We start from the raw sequence: 17045 nt of genomic DNA, 5'->3' as shown, positions 1-17045 counted from the left end.
GGCCCTCCGTGGTGGTTAACGCCCCGTCGCAACATCGAGAGCGCTCCGTCCGCACGTCGTGACCGACTCGTCTGGGCGGGAGCCCTCGCGGCGGCGGTGCCGTCTCAGTCGAGGATCCGGCAGTGGGTGGTCAGCTCGCCGATGCCGTCGATGCCGACGGTCACGGTCGAGCGGTCGCGGAGGAAGATCTGCGGATCGCGCGAGTACCCGGCGCCGCCGGGGCTTCCCGTCGAGATGAGGGTTCCGGGCAAGAGGGTCACCGACTCCGACAGCTTGTGGATGAGCGTCGCCACCGACCGCACCATCTGGCCGGTGCTGGCATCCTGCACGGTGTGTCCGTCGACGACGGTCCAGATGTGCAGGTCCTGCGGGTCGGGGATCTCGTCGGCCGTGACCACGAACGGACCCGTCGGGGTGAAACCGTCGAAGGACTTGCAACGCGACCACTGCGCCTCGGAGAACTGGATGTTGCGGGCGGTGATGTCATTGACCACCGTGTACCCCCACACGTGCTTCAGCGCGTCGGCCTCGGCGATGTCGCGACCGGGCCGACCGATGATGACACCGAGCTCGGCCTCGTAGTCGACGGCCTCGCTGAGCGCGCGGGGCCACGAGGTGGTCGCCTCGTGCGCGGTCAGCGAGTTCGGCCACAGCACGAACACCGTCGGCCCCGCGTCCGTCTTGAGCCCGAGCTCGCCGGAGTGGGCGGCGTAGTTCAGCCCCACGGCGAGGATCGAGGGCGGAGCGAGCACGGCGGAGGCGTACCGGATGCCGGAGAGCGGATGCCGCGGTGCCGAGGCCGCGGCCACGCGCACGCGGTCGAGCAGGGCGTCACCACCGGCGATGAGGTGTTCGAGAGTCGCGGGGGCGCCGTCGAAGAGCTCGTCGACGAAGACGATCTCCTCATCATGGACCGAGACGAGACGGGGGGCTTCGGCCCCTTCCTGGGACTGGGCGTGGGCGAAGCGCATAGGTCCACGCTACCCGGACGGGCGCGCGGCCGGGGAGCTCGCAAGCCCCGGATGCCATGCCGGAGGTCGCCCCTAGGCTGTGCGCATGAGCTCCCCCTCGCCGTTCTCCCGACCGGGATCGGGCGAACCCACCCGCATCTCGACCGCGCCCGAGGCGCCCCTCTCCGCGGCGCCCCCGCGGTCACGTCGCGGAGGCGTGGCGCTCTGGGTCATCGCGGTTCTGCTCGTGCCCCTGTTGGCGCTGCTCGTGCGGTACTTCACCGGATTCCTCGGCACGGCCGCATCCTTCATCGGCCTGATCCTGGCGGCGATCCCGTTCGTCATCGTGTGGGTCGCGGTGCGGTACATCGACCGGTGGGAGCCCGAGCCGCGAAGACTGCTCGTCTTCGCCGTCGCGTGGGGAGCGGTCGCGTCGGTGGTGATCGCCTTGGGAGTCGACCTGCTGATCAGTCTGGTGACGGGGGGACTCCCGCCGGCGATCGGTGCGGTCGTGCAGGCGCCCATCGTCGAGGAGGTCGCGAAAGGCCTGGGGGTGCTCCTGATCTTCGTGTTCGCGCGCCGCGTGTTCGACGGACCCGTCGACGGCATCGTCTACGGGGCGCTGATCGGGGCGGGCTTCGCCCTCACCGAGAACGTGCAGTATTTCGCCATCAGCTACCTCGAGGGCGGGCCCGGGCAGGTGGCGAGCACGTTCTTCCTCCGGGCGGTGCTCTCTCCGTTCGCGCACGTCATGTTCACCAGCCTCACGGGCTTCGCGTTCGGCCTCGCCGCCCGCCGCGGTCTGAGCACGCGCGCGGCGCTGGCCTACGGCATCCCCGGGGTGATCGGCGCGATCGTGCTGCACGCGCTGTGGAACGGCTCCGCGACCTTCTTCGACTTCTTCGAGCTTTACGCGGCTCTGCAGGTGCCGCTGTTCGTGCTGTTCATCCTCGGCATCCTGGCGCTCCGCCGAGAAGAGACTCGCCTGACCCGTGCCCGTCTCGGGGAGTACTCGGCGGCCGGATGGTTCACCCCGCAAGAGGTCGAGATGCTCGCCACCGGTCCCGGGCGCCGCTCCGCGGTCGCGTGGGCGCGCACCCTCCCCGGCGACCGCTCAGCGGTGATGAAGACGTTCATCATGGACGCCACGGCGCTCGCCGCCGCGCGACAGCGATCCCTGTCGGGCCGCGACCCGCACGCGCCGGCGACCGAACGCTACCTGCTCGAGCGCACGATGGCGGCCCGGTCGACTCTGTTGTCGTCATAGGGTCTCGGCGGGCGGTGATCCGGCTGTGCGGGGGGTTCGTCGCGCGTCGCGGCGTCTCGTCGGATGCGTGGGGTCTTGACAGCCGGCCGGAGCGGGAGCACCATCGTCGTAGGCCAACTCAGCGCCCGGTAGACACGCAGGCATCGCCGCGGCACCGGGCGCTGAGTCTTTCCCGGGCTCTCGTCCAGGGGCATCGCGAGCGGCGCCGGCGTGCTTGGATGGAGACATGACTGATCGCACCAAGCCGGAGTTCGACGCTCCCAGCGGCCCCGCCCCCTCCGACCTCGTCATCCGCGACATCATCGTCGGCGACGGCGACGAGGCCAAGCCCGGCGACACCGTCACCGTGCACTACGCCGGTGTCGAGTACGAGTCGGGCGAAGAGTTCGACTCGTCGTGGGGCCGCGGCGAGAGCATCCAGTTCCCCCTCCGGGGCCTGATCCAGGGCTGGCAGGACGGCATCCCGGGTATGAAGGTCGGCGGACGCCGCGAGCTCGTCATCCCGCCGCACCTGGCCTACGGTCCCGCCGGCGGCCACTTCCTGGGCGGCAAGACCCTCATCTTCATCATCGACCTTCTGAAGGTCGGCTGACCGGGAGTTCTTCACCCGACGTTCACGAACCCGAGGGGGCTGCGGCTTCCTCGGGTTCGTCTTTTCCCTCGATCGTGGAATACATTCGTGTGAATGGGAGTTGGCCTCGTCAGGACGCCGAAACGGCTCCCACAGACCTCAAGGAGTGACATGACCGACACCACTGCCCTCGACATCCCCGGCTACAAGACCGGCACCTGGGTCCTCGACCCCGCCCACAGCGAGGTCACCTTCTCGGTGCGCCACATGATGATCTCGAAGGTGCGCGGCACCTTCGGCGTGAAGAGCGCCACGATCGTCGCCCCCGAGAACCCGTACGACGCCACCGTCGAGGCCTCCGTCGACGTCACCTCGGTCGACACCAAAGACGAGGGTCGCGACCAGCACCTCCGCAGCGCCGAGTTCTTCGACATCGAGACCTACCCGACCATGGACTTCCGCTCCACGGGCATCCGCCTCGAAGACGGCGACTTCCTCGTCGACGGTGACCTGACGATCCGCGGCATCACCAAGCCCGCGACCTTCTCGCTCGACTTCGGCGGATTCGGCACCGATCCGTGGGGCAACTACAAGGCAGGCGCGACCGCGAAGACGGTCGTCAACCGCGAAGACTACGGCCTAACCTGGAACGCCGCCCTCGAGACCGGTGGCGTTCTCGTCGGCAAGGACGTCACCATCGAGCTCGACCTCCAGCTCGCGCTCCAGGCGTGACCGTTCCGCAGCAGTCCCTGCGGGCGTGATCGTCGACGAGGGCCCCGGATGCATGGCATCCGGGGCCCTCGGTCTGTCCGCTGCGCGCGGTGGCGGCATCTGAGGGTGCGCCCGTGTGTCGAAACGGCATCGCGGTACGTCTCGCGTGAAGGGCGGGGCGCCACCCGCGCACATGCTGCACGGAAGCGGGGCGCGCGGCAGTTCGAGACTGCTCTCTCACGCGGATGCGCGCCGCGGCATCCGGAGTCGTTGCTGCACCAACAGGATGCCGACGAACACCACGGCCGCGCCGACCGGCTCGTTCCACGAGATGCGCTCGCCGAGCACGAGGACGCCGAGCGCCACCCCGACGACCGGCGTGATGTAGGTGACGGTGGACGCCCGGGTCGGGCCCCACGCGCGCAGCACGTTCTGGTTCCAGATGTATGCCAGGCCCGTACCGAGCATGCCGAGCGTCACGATGCTGCCGACCACGGCGGGCGTGAGGTGCAGGGGCTCCGCGAGGATCAGCGGCGACAGCAACACCATCAGTGCCGCCGCGGGACCGATGTACCCGAAGGCCAGGGCGATACCCGAGAGCCCGGTGTCGCTGAGGAACCGCCGCACGTACGCGAGGCTGAACCCGTAGCAGGCGGTGGCGCCGAGGAGCGCGAGCTGCGCGACGGTGCTGTTGCCGACGTCGGTCACGGCGCCGGGTGCGATGATCACGACGACGCCCGCGATGCCGATGGCGATGCCGACGAGCTGGCCGGGCTTGAGGCTTTCGACGCGGAACGCCGCCCACGCCATGATCGCCGTCATGATCGGGGTCGTCGCATTGAAGATGCTCGCCAAGCCCGAGGACACATGCTGCTCCGCCCAGGCGAACAGCAGGAACGGCACCGCGCAGAACGTCACGGCCAGCACGCACAGGTGTCCCCAGACGCGTCGGTCACGGGGGAGGCGCTCGCGTCGGACGGCGACGATGACGCCGAGGGCCAGTGCCCCGAAGAACAAGCGGCCGCCGGCGACCTGCGCGGGTGTCATGCCGGTGAGGGCGACCGCGATGAAGAGGAAGCTCGAGCCCCAGACGATGCCGGCGAGGACGAACTGGACGGCGATCGAGACGGGGGAGGGAGAGGGACCGGATGCCACATCCCCGACCATAGGCTCGACTCCCGACATCGGAGCCGCCCAGGAGACGCGACGTCCGGAATCCGCCGAGGGTCGGCAGTCGCACCTCCGGTCGGGTCGCGGCGGGGCGGGATGGGACGGGGTGTGTCGGGCCCGTCGAGAAACGCGTTCTCGTGGGCGAAACGTCTCGTCGCGGCGTTTCTCGCCGGAGGAGGCGTTTCTCCGGGGGGTTCTTGCGGGGGCGCGGTCGTGCGGTGCGGCGGCCGTGCCGGGTGGGGTTCGCGGGGCGGGGGTGGGGCGGGTGTGTCGAGAAACGCGTTCCGGTGGAGGGAACGCTTGACCGGGGCGTTTCTCGCCGCGGGGAGCGTTTCTTGGTGGGGTGGGGCGGGGCGGGCGGCGCGGTCGCGCGGTGCGGGGGCCGAGCCGGGTGGGGTTCGCGCGGGTGGGACGGGCGTCGAGAAACGTGTTCTGGTGCGAGAAACGCTCGGTCGGGGCATTTCTCGCCGCGGGGAGCGTTTCTCGATCTCTTGCGGCAGCGGCAGCGGGGGCGGTACCGGCTGGGCCGGCGCCCGCGGCGGCGATGACGACGGCAGGGCCGGCCGGAGCGACGGCACGGGTGACGGCGGCGGTCGCGGCAGCGGCGGCGTTTGCGGGCCGCGGCGCGGGTGCCGAGGGAGGGGCAGGACCGCGGGCGCGGGTGTCAGGGCTGGGGATCCAGCGCGTCGTACCGGCGGAAGCGGGGGGAGAAGCGCACGAGCGTGCCCACCAGCGCGAGGATCAGGATGCCACCGAACAGGGGCGGCACCCACAGCGCGGCGACGGTCGCGAGCGTCCCCGCGTAGAGGGCGCCGACGCGGGGTCCACCGGCCACCACGACGATGAAGATGCCCTGGAGGCGTCCGCGCATGGCATCCGGAACCGCGGCCTGCATCATCGTCGAGCGATAGATGGCGCTGACGTTGTCGGCGGCGCCGGAGACGGCCAGCGCGACCGCAGCCAGGACGATGAGCCCGACGGCGGCATGCGACTCGTCGACGATGTCGGGACGCAACCACCCCAGTGTCGCCGCGAGGAGGACGACCCCGAACGCGCCGATCGACAGGCCGTAGACCTGAATGGCCCGCTCGATGCCGAGACCCTGGCGACGGACGCGCCCGACGGGGCCCGAGAACAGACTCGACAGGAAGGCTCCCGCAGCGACCGCAGCCGTGAGCACGCCGGTGGTGATCGCGCCGCCGCCGAGGAGGACCGCTCCGATCGCGGGGAAAAGAGCGACCGGCTGGCCGAAGGTCATCGCGACGATGTCGAGTACGTACTGCAGGCGGATGTTGGGTGCGCGGCGCAGGAACCGTATTCCGTCGCGCAGCGACTCGAGGCCGGGACGGACCACTTCGCCTTCCGGACGCAGCTTCGGCAGCGACCACAGGCCGAGGAACAGGGAGGTCATGAGCAGCACGTCGAGGGAGTAGGTCCAGGCGTAGCCGGCGAACGCGACGAGCACCCCGGCGAGGGCGGGACCCGCCATGACCATGATTCCGACGGTGACGCCTTGCAGTGCGGCCGCGGCCGGCAGCAGGTCGCGCGGAATGAGCCGTGGGGTGATGGCCGACTTCGTGGCCATGACGATCGAGTTCGCCGCCGAGTTCACCACGCTGAGGACGAAGAGCCACCCCACCGTCTCGAGGCCTGTCCACGCCAGTACGGCGAGCAGCGCCGTCGAGCCGAAGGTGACCACGGCCGCGAGCAAGGCCACGGTGCGCCGGTCGAACGCATCGGCCAGCATGCCGCCGTACAGCCCTGCCGCGACCATCGGCAGCAGTCCCGCCACCGCGATCATCGACACCGCGAGTGTGCTCTGGGTCAGCTCGAACACGTGCAGCATCACCGCGACCACGGTGAGCTGGCCGCCGAGGCCCGCCAACGTCGAACCCACCCACAGACGCGCGAACGCGGGGGAGGTGGTCAGGGGGCGCAGGTCGATGAGCGCGCTCTGCCGCGCGCTCACGCGTCGACGTCCACGCGCTTCACGCGGGCGGCGTGCCCGCGCAGGATCTGGACGTCACGTGGCGCTACGCGGAAGTGCGCGGCGAGAGCTCTGACGACTCCGATGTTGGCCGCACCGTCGACGGCACGCTCGCGCACGTGGACGACGAGGCCGTCAGCGGTGTCCTCGACGAGGGGACCGCGCCGACTGCCCGGTTTGACGCGGACGGTGAGCTGCACGAATCGAGGCTACGCCAGCCCTCCTGCGGCGGGCGCCGCGCGGCGGCGGGCAGCGTCATCCGTTCGCGGCTCGGAAAGGGGGCGGATCGCAGCGGGCGAAGAGTGGCGGCATCGGGCACCCTTCGACGACCACGGCGGCCGTTCCTCGTCGCGGCCGCGCGCGGAGTGCACACCGATTCGGCGGTCGCATTCGCATGCGGTAGACTCATGCGGTTGCCGTTTGATCGGCCGCGGATAAAGAGAGCCCACGCATCAGGCGTCGGGCGCCGCGCAATGAGAGAAAGGGGATCCCATCTATGCCACTCGAGTCTGACGCCAAGAAGGCGATCATCGAAGAGTACGCGACGCACCCCGGTGACACCGGATCCCCCGAGGTGCAGGTCGCGATGCTGACGCAGCGCATCAAGGACCTCACCGAGCACCTCAAGGAGCACAAGCACGACCACCACTCGCGTCGTGGTCTGTTCTTGATGGTGGGTCAGCGCCGCCGTCTGCTCGGCTACCTCCAGGACATCGACATCGCGCGTTACCGCTCGCTGATCGAGCGCCTGGGTCTTCGTCGCTAAGCGCGACCCCGCGTATATCGCTTTCTCGAAGGCCGTCCCACGGTGTGGGGCGGCCTTCGTCGTTCCCGGATGCCGTCCCACGGTGTGGGGCGGCCTTCGTCGTTCCCGGATGCCGCCCCACGGTGTGCGGGCGGCCTTCGTCGTTCCCGGATGCCGCGACGCGGCGGGCGCGCGCCGCACGCTGCCGGGGTGCACCGACACCGTGTGACAACCGGCGCGTGGCACGCAGCCGAAGGCGCACCTGCGCCGTGTGACGCGGCGGGCGCGCACCGCTCACTGTAGGAGGTGCACCCGCGCCGTGTGACGGGGCGGGCGCGCCGCTCACTGCCGGAGGTGCACCGGCACCGCGCGATAAACGCGATCGGCGGCCAAAAACGCCGCGTCGCATCGTTCCTTCGTGCCGATCGCGTTTCTCGACGAAGCCTCGACGCCGCGCGGGCGGGACCAGGATGCCGCGCGGGCGGGACCAGGATGCCGCGCGGGCGGGACCAGGATGCCGCGCGGGCGGGATCAGAATGCCGCGCGGGCGGGATCAGAATGCCGCGCGGGCGGGATCAGAATGCCGCGCGGGCGGCGACCAGGTCGGGATGCCAGCGCTCGGCGACGTCGGGGTGGGCGCGCAGGCGCGACTTCAGGGCGTTCTCGCCGTAGGTGGCGTGGATGGGGTTGGTCGGGTCGTCCTCGACGCCGCGGGCTTCGGCGGCAAGCTCTGCGGGCAGCTCGATGATGGGTAGCCGCGCATCGAGCGCGGGGTTGAAGAAGAACGGCACCGAGATGCGCTCGTCGGGGAAGCGCGGCGAGATCACGCGGTGGTTCGTCGCGCGCAGGTAGCCCTGGGTGGCGTATTCGAGCAGCTCGCCGATGTTCACCACGAAGGCGCCGGACACCGGGGGAGCGTCGACCCACTCGCCGTCGCGCTCCACCTGCAGGCCGCCCTTGCCGGGCTCGACCCACAGCAGCGTGAGGACACCGGAGTCCTTGTGCGCGCCGACGCCCTGTTGGGGCGTCGGGTCGTCCTTGCCGGGGTAGCGGACGATCTTGATGAGGGTCTGGGGATCGCCGAAGTGACGGTCGAAGTACTGCTCCTCGGCGCCGAGGGCCAACGCCCACGCGCGGAGCAGCTTGCGGGCGACGCCGGTGAGGTGGTCGTGCCAGTCGGTCACGACGTCTTTCAGCTCGGGCTGGGCAGTCGGCCAGAGATTCGGCCCGATCAAGCGGTTGTAGCCCGGGGCGTCGGGGTCGTCGATCGCGTCGCGCTCGGGACCGATGTCGATCTGCTCGCGCCAGTCGACCCGGCCCTGCGTGCGCTCGCCGCCGACACGGGTGTAGCCGCGGAAGTGCGGGCTGGTGACGTTCTCGATCGAGAGCTTCTCGGCCTCGGGGAGGGCGAAGAAGTCCTTCGCGGCCTGCAGCAGGCGCGCCTCCAGCTCGGGGCTGACGCCGGTGCCGGTCAGGTAGAAGAACCCGACGTCGTGGGTCGCGGCGCGCAGCTCTTCGCGGAAGCGGGCCGCAGCATTCGGTCCCTGGACGAGGAGCGAGAGGTCGAGCACGGGGAGGTTCAGGTCGGACATGCGACGAGGCTAGGTCGATCGCCCGGGTGCGGGGGCGAATGTTGCCCTTGGTTACCCCGCTCGCACATCGGCGCCGCGCCGATGCGGAACGAAGGTGCGCGAAGCGGCGAACATGCGTAATCTGTCATAGTCAGGTGAGGCTGTCCTTACCCGATCCGCAGCGTCGCGGCTCCCCTGAACCCGAAAGTCGGATCACCGCCCGTGCTCGCCAGTTTCTTCGCCACCTTCCTCATCGGCCTCCGCGAAGGCCTCGAGGCCGCGCTCGTCGTCGGCATCCTCGTCGCGTATCTCACCCGTGTCGGGCGTCGCGACGCGCTGCCGAAGCTCTGGACGGGCGTCGGACTCGCGATCGCCCTCGCACTCGGGGTCGGGGCGGTCTTCACGTTCGGGGCCTACGCGCTCACCTTCGAGGCGCAGGAGCTCCTCGGCGGCGGACTGTCGCTCCTCGCCGTGGCGATGGTGACCTGGATGGTCTTCTGGATGCAGAAGGCGGGCCGCTCGCTCAAGGCCGGCCTCGAGGGCGGCGTCGACAGGGCGCTCCGGGGCGGTGTGTGGGCGCTGGTCGCGATCGGCTTCGTCTCGGTCGCGCGCGAGGGCGTCGAAACCACGCTGTTCCTCTGGGCGATGGTCCAGTCCTTCGAGGACCGGTCGGAGGCCCTTCTCGGTGCCGTCGTCGGACTCGGCGTCGCCGTCGTGCTCGGCTGGCTCATCGCCCGCGGCATGCTGCGCCTCAACCTCGGCCGATTCTTCACGTGGAGCGGGGGGTTCCTCGTCGTCGTGGCCGCGGGGGTCTTGGCTTACGCGATCCACGATCTTCAAGAAGCGGGCGCCCTACCCGGCCCGTTCGGCGCCACGGCCCCGATCGATCCCGTCACCGGCGTCGTCGCCACCGGGTGGGCCGGGTTCCCCTTCGGCTGGGCGTTCGACGTGTCCGCACAGATCGCACCCTCCGGGCCCCTCGCGGTCCTGCTCCAAGCCACCGTCGGGTTCATGCCCGCGATGACGTGGCTGCAGGTGATCGCATGGGTGCTCTACATCGCCATCGTGGTGCCGCTGTTCGTCCGCGGGGTGCGCGCGAATCGCCGTCCACGCCCTGCGGCGACGCCCGGGGATGCCGCGGCATCCGCGTCCGGGGGCTCCTCACCGCTGTCGTCGGGCGCGGCCTCGCCCGTCCTCTCGGCGTCGCCCGCCGCCTCCGCGGCCGCACGCCCCTCGGGCGCCGTGGAGGCTTCGAGCCCCGGCGCGCTCGCGGCCGCGGGCCGGTCCGGCAGCGCCTCGAACCCGACTCGCACCGCCCCGGCGACCCCGCACTCCTCGGGCGCGTCCGCCGCCTCGTAGACCCCTGGTTCCCGCGCGCGCCCGACGCCGCGGCATCCGCCCGCCATCCGAACGGAGCATCATGACCCCGACTCGCCTCCTCGCGGCCACGGCCGTGGCCGGCGTCGCCGCCCTCGTCCTCTCGGGCTGCGTCGCGAAGACAGACGCCGCCGCCTCCGGGGCTCTCACCGTCACCTCGACCGCCGACGGGTGCGCTGTCTCGGCCGCATCGGCACCGAGCGGCACCCTCGCGTTCGACGTGAGCAACAAGAGCGACCAGACCACGGAGTTCTACCTGCTCGCATCCGACGGCTTGCGGATCGTGGGCGAGGTCGAGAACATCGCTCCGGGCGCGTCGCGCAGCCTCACCGTCGTCGCGCAGCCCGGCGAGTACTACACGCTGTGCAAGCCCGGCATGGTCGGTGACGGAGTGGGACGGGCGAGCTTCTCGGTCTCGGGCGACGCCGTCGCGGTCGAGGGGCCGGATGCCGAGCAGAAGCAGAAGGCCGTCGACCTCTACGCGGCCTTCGTGAAAGACCAGGTCGGTCAGCTGATCCCCGCGGTGCAGACCTTCGCCGCCGCCTACGAGAGCGGGGACGATGCGGCCGCGCGCGAGCAGTTCCCGCGCGTTCGCGCCTTCTACGAGCGCATCGAGCCGATCGCCGAGGCGCTGGGCGACCTCGACCCCCGCATCGACTACCGCGAGGTCGACGCCGTCGCGGAGGGTCTGGACTGGACCGGTTTCCACCGCGTCGAGAAAGACCTGTGGGTCCCCGCGCAGGACGCGCTGAACGCCGATGGTGAGACGTCCGCCTGGAAGGACTGGGCTCCCTCGTCCTCCGCGGAGCGCGCGACCTACGGCGACAAGCTCATCGCCGACACGCAGGAGCTCTACGACTACGTGCACTCCGACGCGTTCACCGAGGCGCTGGACGCTCAGGGTGTCGCGGGCATCTCGAACGGCGCGATCGCGCTGCTCGACGAGGTGGCCACCGGCAAGATCAGCGGCGAAGAGGACTGGTGGTCGGGCACCGACCTGTACGACTTCGCCGCCAACGTCGAGGGTTCCAAGATGGCGTTCTCCCTCGTGCGCGATTTCGCGGAATCCCAGGGTGACAAGGGCGCCGAACTCGTGTCGCGCATCGACGCCGGGTATGCCGACCTCGAGGCGGCGCTCGCCGCGCACGGTTCGGCCGACGCCGGATTCGCGCCTTACGCGCAGCTCACCGAGGCCGACAAGCGGGAACTCACCGATCTGATCAACGCGCTCGCCGAGCCGCTGTCGCAGCTGACCGTCACCATCCTGGAGTGAGCGTGACCGACGAAGAACAGACCACCGCTGCCGCCNCCGGCGGCAGCCGCGGGTCCGGATCCCGAAGCGGGTGTGTCGCGTCGCGGTCTCATCGGCCTCGCGCTCGGGGCGAGTGCGACGAGCCTCGTCGTCGGCGCGGGCGCAGGACTCGTCGGCGGCGCCGCATACGGCCAGGAGCAGGCGCGGCGCACCATGGATGCCGTGGCACCGGCATCCGGCATCCACCAGGTGGGGATCACCACCCCGGTGCAGGAGCATCTGCATTTCGCGGCGTACGACATGATGGCGCGCACCACGCGCGACGATCTCGCCGAGCTGCTCGCGGATTGGACGTACGCGGCGACGCGCATGATGCAGGGACTGGACGTGAGCGCGACGGGCGCCGTCGGCGGGTCGCCCGAGGCGCCGCCGGACGACACCGGCGAGGCGCTCGGGCTGCCGGCGAGCAACCTCACCATCACGTTCGGGTTCGGCCCGTCGCTGTTCGACGCGCGGTTCGGGCTCGAGGGGCGCAAGCCCGCGGGCCTCGAGCGACTGCCGGCTTTCCTGAACGACGACCTCGACCCGCTGCGCTCCGACGGCGACCTGTGCATCCAGGCCTGCGCCGACGACCCGCAGGTCGCGGTGCACGCGATCCGCAACCTCAGTCGCATCGCGTTCGGTCGCGCGACGATCCGGTGGTCGCAACTCGGTTTCGGCCGCACGTCGAAGACCACGGCTGCCCAGTCGACGCCGCGGAACCTCTTCGGGTTCAAGGACGGAACGGCCAACATCCTCGCCGACGACGCGGCTGCGCTCGATGACAACGTCTGGGTCTCGGCATCCGAGGGTCCGGCGTGGCTCGCGGGAGGGTCGTACCTCGTCGCCCGGCGCATCGCGATGCTCATCGAGACGTGGGATCGCACGCGTCTCGCCGAGCAGGACCGCGTCGTCGGCCGGGACAAGGCGAACGGTGCGCCGCTGTCGGGTGGCGACGAGTTCTCGGCGCCGGATTTCGCGGCCGCCGGTCCCGCCGGCACTCCCGCGATCGACGCGCGCAGTCACGTGCGACTCGCGCACCCCGACAGCAACGGCGGTGTGCGTCTGCTGCGCCGCGGGTACAACTTCGTCGACGGCACGACGGACCTCGGGCGGCTGAACGCCGGGCTGTTCTTCCTGTCGTTCCAGAAGAGCCCCGACCGCTTCATCACGGTGCAGCGTTCGTTGTCGGCCGATGCCATGGGCGAGTACCTCCGTCACGTCGGGTCGGGGCTCTGGGCCGTGCCCCCCGCGCCGGCGCCGGGCGCGTCGGTGGGCGCGGGGCTGCTCGGGGCGTAGGTCTGCTCCGCGCGAGGTGCTCCGCGCGGGGTTCGCTCTTCGGGTGCGACAAACGGCATCCGCGGCGAGACACGCGCTGTCGCGTTATTTCTTCCCGCGGATGCCGTTTCTCGCGGCCGGGCAGGGCCGGGGCCGCGGCCGGGCCAGGGCCGCGGCCGGGCAGGGCCGGCGGAATAAACCTGGGCGCGCCGCGTTCCACCATGTATATTCAGATGCATACAAACGGAGGCGCATCACGATGAGCGAGACGAACAACTGGCCCGGCATGCAGTTCGGTGTCATGACGGTGAGCGACATCACCCAGGACCCGACCACGGGGAAGACCCCGAGCGAAGCCCAGCGCATCAAAGACACGCTCACGATCGCGAAGCACACCGAAGAGGTCGGCCTCGACGTCTTCGCCCTCGGGGAGCACCACAACCCGCCCTTCTGGTCGTCGTCGCCCACGACCACGCTGGCCTACATCGCCGCGCAGACCGAGCGCCTCATCCTCACGACGTCGACGACGCTCATCACCACGAACGACCCGGTGAAGATCGCCGAGGACTTCGCGATGCTCCAGCACGTGTCGGGCGGTCGCGCCGACCTCATGCTCGGACGCGGCAACACCGGCCCGGTCTACCCCTGGTTCGGCAAGGACATCCGCCAGGGCCTGCCGCTCACCATCGAGAACTACGACCTGCTGCACAAGCTGTGGCGGGAAGACGTCGTGGACTGGGAGGGGAAGTTCCGCACGCCGCTGCAGGGCTTCACCTCGACCCCGCGTCCGCTCGACGGGGTTCCTCCGTTCGTCTGGCACGGCTCGATCCGCACGCCCGAGATCGCCGAACAGGCCGCGTACTACGGCAACGGCTTCTTCGCGAACAACATCTTCTGGCCCAAGGAGCACTACCAGCGCCTCATCACCCTCTACCGCGAGCGCTACGCCCACTACGGTCACGGCACGCCCCAGCAGGCGATCGTCGGCCTCGGCGGCCAGGTGTTCATGCGCGCCAACTCGCAGGACGCGGTGCGTGAGTTCCGCCCCTACTTCGACAACGCCCCCGTGTACGGCCACGGCCCGAGCCTCGAGGACTTCAGCGAGATGACCCCGCTGACCGTCGGCTCGCCGCAGCAGATCATCGACCGCTACGCCGCCATGCGCGACACCTTCGGCGACTACCAGCGCCAGCTGTTCCTCATCGACCACGCGGGCCTTCCCACCAAGACCGTGCTCGAGCAGCTCGACATCCTGGGCGGGGAGGTCGTGCCGGTGTTGCGCAAGGAGCTGCAGAAGAACCGTCCGGCCGAGGTACCCGACGCGCCCACGCACGCGAACCAGGTCGAGAAGATCTACGCCGGCGCCGCTCCGCGCCAGGCGGTTCCCGGAGCCAACCGCGGGGACAACATGGTCTCGGGAAGCCCGTACCAGGATGCTGCGCGCGCGGGCAGTGCGTTCGGTTCGGCTGCGACCAAGGTGGGTGCCTGACATGGCCGGCCGCCGCATCGCGGTGATCACGGCGGGCCTGTCGACCCCGTCCTCGACGCGCATGCTCGGCGACCGCCTCGCGCACGCCGCCCTCGCCGAACTCCGCGAACGCGGGATCGACGCGACCAGCGACGTGTTCGAACTGCGCGACTACGCGCACGAGCTCACCGACAACCTGCTCACCGGCTTCGCCCCTCCCGCTCTGGAGCAGATGATCAACACGGTCGTCTCGGCCGACGGCATCATCGCCGTCACGCCGATCTTCTCCACGAGCTACTCGGGCCTGTTCAAGTCGTTCATCGACGTGCTCGACCCGCAGGCGTTGAACGGCACCCCGGTGCTGATCGGGGCGAACGCCGGCACCGCCCGCCACTCGCTCGCGATCGACTACGCGATCCGCCCGTTGTTCACGTACCTGCACGCGAATCCCGTGCCGACCGGGGTGTTCGCAGCATCCAGTGACTGGGGATCCAACGCCGACGAGGTGGCCCCGCTCGGTTCGCGGGTCGACCGCGGTGCCCGCGAGTTGGCGGATGCCATCGCCGCGCGGGAGCCCGTGCGCGACGCCGACCCCTTCGACCCCTCGTCCTACCTCGGCGAGGGCCGGTCGTTCGGCCATCTGCTGGGCGGTCTGTCGGGGGAGTGACCCCGGGTGCAGCCCCCGTCGCCCCTGAGGCGGCGGGGGCTTCGTCGCGCCGAGGGAACCTGCGGGCGCTCATGACGGGGGTGTGGCCGCAGACGCCGCGATTCGCGGGTTGTCAGCGGCATCCGTCGTCATCGCTCAGGGACGTGCGGATCGCTGAAGCGTCGCGCACGGCCGAGGGCCCGTGCGGCGCGGCCGTAGGCTCAGGGATTCGCATGCCGTCAGCGGCATCCGCGGGTTTCGGACGGGAGATGTGCGGACCGCCGAGGTCGTGCGCAAGGTCGAGGGGGCGACCCGTGGGGAGCGGTCCCTGCGCCGCCGAGGCGACAGCCCTAGGGTGGGGCCGACGAGAGGACGCCGAATGGATGCCGCGCAGTGGGACGAGCGATACCGCGCCTCGCCCGGGGGAGTGTGGGCCGCGGAGCCTCCCGCCGCGGTGCAGCAGATCACGGAGGGGCTCCGGCCGGGGACCGCGATCGACGTCGCGACCGGCGACGGACGCACCGCGGTGTGGCTCGCGGGCCACGGGTGGACGTGCACCGGCGTCGACTTCTCCGCGGAGGCGCTCGCGCTGGCCGCGGCGCGCCCGGGCGGGGATGCCGTGACCTGGGTCCGCGGCGATGTGCACGAGTGGGAGCCCGCGGCGTCCGTCGATCTGGTCGTCTCGTGCTACCTGCACGTGCCGGACGGCGCGGCAGCCGTCGCGCGGATGGCGGAGTGGGTGGCTCCGGGCGGTGTGCTCGTGGTGATCGGCCACGACGTCGACAACATCGCCGCCGGGGGACACGGGCCGTCGGATCCCGCGATCCTGTACACAACGGACCTGCTGCGCAGCGCCCTCGACGATCGGTTCCACATCGCGCGCTGCGGGCAGATCGTGCGCACGAGCGCGGACGCGGAGCTGCGCGGCGGCCATGCGGCAGCGGCGATCGACACCCTGCTGCACGCGGTGCGGGTGCGCTGACGGTCTGGGGGTGCGAGGCGAATCCGGCGCCCCGCTGTCAGCGGTGTCGGCCGTGCCAGACGTCGACGCCGCCCCAGACGTCGACGCCGCCCCAGACGTCGACGCCGCCCCAGACGTCGACGCCGCCCCAGGGGGAGGAGTCGTTCGTCCGGACGCGTGGACCCGCTCACGTGGTCAAGCGAGGGGCGCGGACGAACCGCCGTCACGGGTGCACACTCCCCGCGCTCTCACAGCACGATGTCGTCGACGCTCTCGAGCTCGCGGGCGATGACCGGACGCAGCCCGCGGCGCACGAACGTGTCGGCCGCCGCGAGTGGACCGACGTCGACGCCGGCCTCTGCGGCGATGTCGGCGACGGGGGCCTGGAACGTCCGGAACGCCCCCAGGCGGGGCACGGTGAGCCCTTGGCGCGTGTCGACGAGCTCGGTCTGGTCGAGCACGAACCCGGCTGCCGCGAGAGCGTCGCCCTCGCGCCAGGCGGCGATCTTCCAGAAGCGCAGCGGCACGCGGATGCCGCGGTACGGCGGGTCGGCCTCGTCGAGCACCGGGGCGGTGAACACCGCGATGCGCTGGTCGGTCGACTCGGCGTAGGCGAGGACGTGGTCTTCGAGCCCGAGCCACAGCTCTTTCGACTGGTTGAAGCCGGCCGCCTGGGGAGCGGCGTTGGTGTAGAAGAACGTCGCCTCGGTGGCATCCTCAGCCTCGGATGCCGAGCCCCAGCCGGGATCGCGACGGCGCACGAGGTGCCCGCGGTCGAGGTCGTTGCGACTGTAGACCTCGGGCCCGGCCTGAGAGTCGTCGTCCACCCGCGGGTCGAGGCGCCACTCACCCGTGCGGGGCTGGTCGCGCAGCGTCGCCCCGTCGATGACGACGCCGGTGACGGCCGCGAATCGGCGCTCCTCATCGAGCAGCACGGAGAACCGCGGGTAATCGAGGCGCGTGGCGGGGCGGGCGGGCGCGGGGAGGGGGAGGGGGATGCCGAGGAAGTCGGAGTCGTAGCCGTCGCTCATGCCTCCATCGTGCCGCGGACC

General features: G+C 70.9%; 15 protein-coding genes and 1 pseudogene. 10 read left to right on the top strand and 6 right to left on the bottom strand.

Annotated features, from left to right (window positions below; genetic code table 11):
* Nucleotides 1-104: 104 nt before the first annotated feature.
* A complete protein-coding gene (locus ACTJJP_RS03960) occupies nucleotides 105-971 on the bottom strand; it encodes a fumarylacetoacetate hydrolase family protein (RefSeq protein WP_440773729.1) in 867 nt (288 codons plus the stop codon).
* 85 nt (nucleotides 972-1056) lie between these two features.
* Between ACTJJP_RS03960 and ACTJJP_RS03955 the strand changes: the two genes are divergently transcribed.
* The 3 genes from ACTJJP_RS03955 to ACTJJP_RS03945 all read left to right on the top strand — a co-directional run bounded on the left by ACTJJP_RS03955 (nucleotide 1057) and on the right by ACTJJP_RS03945 (nucleotide 3520).
* Nucleotides 1057-2217 (top strand): PrsW family intramembrane metalloprotease, encoded by a 1161-nt coding sequence (locus tag ACTJJP_RS03955; RefSeq protein WP_440773728.1) that lies wholly within the window; start codon nucleotides 1057-1059, stop codon nucleotides 2215-2217.
* Between the two features lie 226 nt (nucleotides 2218-2443).
* On the top strand, nucleotides 2444-2809 hold the full coding sequence (locus tag ACTJJP_RS03950) for an FKBP-type peptidyl-prolyl cis-trans isomerase (protein ID WP_013583439.1): 366 nt from the start codon (nucleotides 2444-2446) through the stop codon (nucleotides 2807-2809).
* A gap of 150 nt (nucleotides 2810-2959) precedes the next feature.
* The gene (locus tag ACTJJP_RS03945) at nucleotides 2960-3520 is read left to right on the top strand and encodes a YceI family protein (protein ID WP_440773727.1); all 561 of its coding nucleotides are present in this window, start codon (nucleotides 2960-2962) and stop codon (nucleotides 3518-3520) included.
* 216 nt (nucleotides 3521-3736) lie between these two features.
* On the opposite strand, the gene ACTJJP_RS03940 is transcribed toward ACTJJP_RS03945, so the two are convergent.
* From ACTJJP_RS03940 to ACTJJP_RS03930, 3 genes are all read right to left on the bottom strand, one after another.
* Nucleotides 3737-4654: a DMT family transporter gene (locus ACTJJP_RS03940; protein WP_440773726.1), complete on the bottom strand. Its 918-nt coding sequence runs from the start codon at nucleotides 4652-4654 to the stop codon at nucleotides 3737-3739.
* Nucleotides 4655-5333: 679 nt separating this feature from the next.
* On the bottom strand, nucleotides 5334-6638 hold the full coding sequence (locus ACTJJP_RS03935) for an MFS transporter (protein WP_440773725.1): 1305 nt from the start codon (nucleotides 6636-6638) through the stop codon (nucleotides 5334-5336).
* Nucleotides 6635-6856: a DUF167 domain-containing protein gene (locus tag ACTJJP_RS03930; protein ID WP_440773724.1), complete on the bottom strand. Its 222-nt coding sequence runs from the start codon at nucleotides 6854-6856 to the stop codon at nucleotides 6635-6637. The genes ACTJJP_RS03935 and ACTJJP_RS03930 overlap by 4 nt, the downstream gene beginning before the upstream one ends.
* Before the next feature lie 296 nt (nucleotides 6857-7152).
* Between ACTJJP_RS03930 and rpsO the strand changes: the two genes are divergently transcribed.
* Entirely contained in the window at nucleotides 7153-7422 is a 270-nt protein-coding gene (gene rpsO / locus ACTJJP_RS03925) for a 30S ribosomal protein S15 (protein WP_019180606.1), read from the top strand.
* A 554-nt stretch (nucleotides 7423-7976) separates the two neighbouring features.
* Here the strand turns inward: rpsO and ACTJJP_RS03920 are convergent.
* A complete protein-coding gene (locus ACTJJP_RS03920; protein ID WP_440773723.1) occupies nucleotides 7977-8993 on the bottom strand; it encodes an isopenicillin N synthase family dioxygenase in 1017 nt (338 codons plus the stop codon).
* A gap of 201 nt (nucleotides 8994-9194) precedes the next feature.
* Here ACTJJP_RS03920 and efeU point away from each other — a divergent pair.
* The 6 genes and pseudogenes from efeU to ACTJJP_RS03890 all read left to right on the top strand — a co-directional run.
* Nucleotides 9195-10124: pseudogene (gene efeU / locus ACTJJP_RS03915) on the top strand (iron uptake transporter permease EfeU); the annotation flags it as partial.
* Between the two features lie 268 nt (nucleotides 10125-10392).
* The gene (gene efeO, locus ACTJJP_RS03910) at nucleotides 10393-11622 is read left to right on the top strand and encodes an iron uptake system protein EfeO (RefSeq protein ID WP_440773722.1); all 1230 of its coding nucleotides are present in this window, start codon (nucleotides 10393-10395) and stop codon (nucleotides 11620-11622) included.
* 72 nt (nucleotides 11623-11694) lie between these two features.
* Nucleotides 11695-12939, top strand: coding sequence for an iron uptake transporter deferrochelatase/peroxidase subunit (gene efeB, locus ACTJJP_RS03905; protein ID WP_440773721.1), 1245 nt, complete (start codon nucleotides 11695-11697; stop codon nucleotides 12937-12939).
* Nucleotides 12940-13177: 238 nt separating this feature from the next.
* Complete coding sequence (locus tag ACTJJP_RS03900) at nucleotides 13178-14407, top strand: LLM class flavin-dependent oxidoreductase (RefSeq protein WP_440773720.1); 1230 nt, start codon at nucleotides 13178-13180, stop codon at nucleotides 14405-14407.
* 1 nt (nucleotide 14408) lies between these two features.
* Nucleotides 14409-15053 carry an FMN reductase gene (locus tag ACTJJP_RS03895; protein ID WP_440773719.1) on the top strand — a complete coding sequence of 215 codons (645 nt, stop codon included), beginning with the start codon at nucleotides 14409-14411 and terminating at the stop codon, nucleotides 15051-15053.
* A gap of 358 nt (nucleotides 15054-15411) precedes the next feature.
* A complete protein-coding gene (locus ACTJJP_RS03890) occupies nucleotides 15412-16014 on the top strand; it encodes a class I SAM-dependent methyltransferase (protein ID WP_440773718.1) in 603 nt (200 codons plus the stop codon).
* A 227-nt stretch (nucleotides 16015-16241) separates the two neighbouring features.
* Here ACTJJP_RS03890 and ACTJJP_RS03885 read toward each other — a convergent pair whose 3' ends face one another.
* The gene (locus ACTJJP_RS03885; protein ID WP_440773717.1) at nucleotides 16242-17024 is read right to left on the bottom strand and encodes a DNA/RNA non-specific endonuclease; all 783 of its coding nucleotides are present in this window, start codon (nucleotides 17022-17024) and stop codon (nucleotides 16242-16244) included.
* Between the last annotated feature and the right edge of the window lie 21 nt (nucleotides 17025-17045).

Source organism: Microbacterium sp. 22296, from assembly GCF_052045385.1.
Lineage (GTDB): Bacteria > Actinomycetota > Actinomycetes > Actinomycetales > Microbacteriaceae > Microbacterium.
The sequence above is the reverse complement of the archived record's forward strand: the minus strand, read 5'-3'. Positions and strand labels throughout refer to the sequence as shown.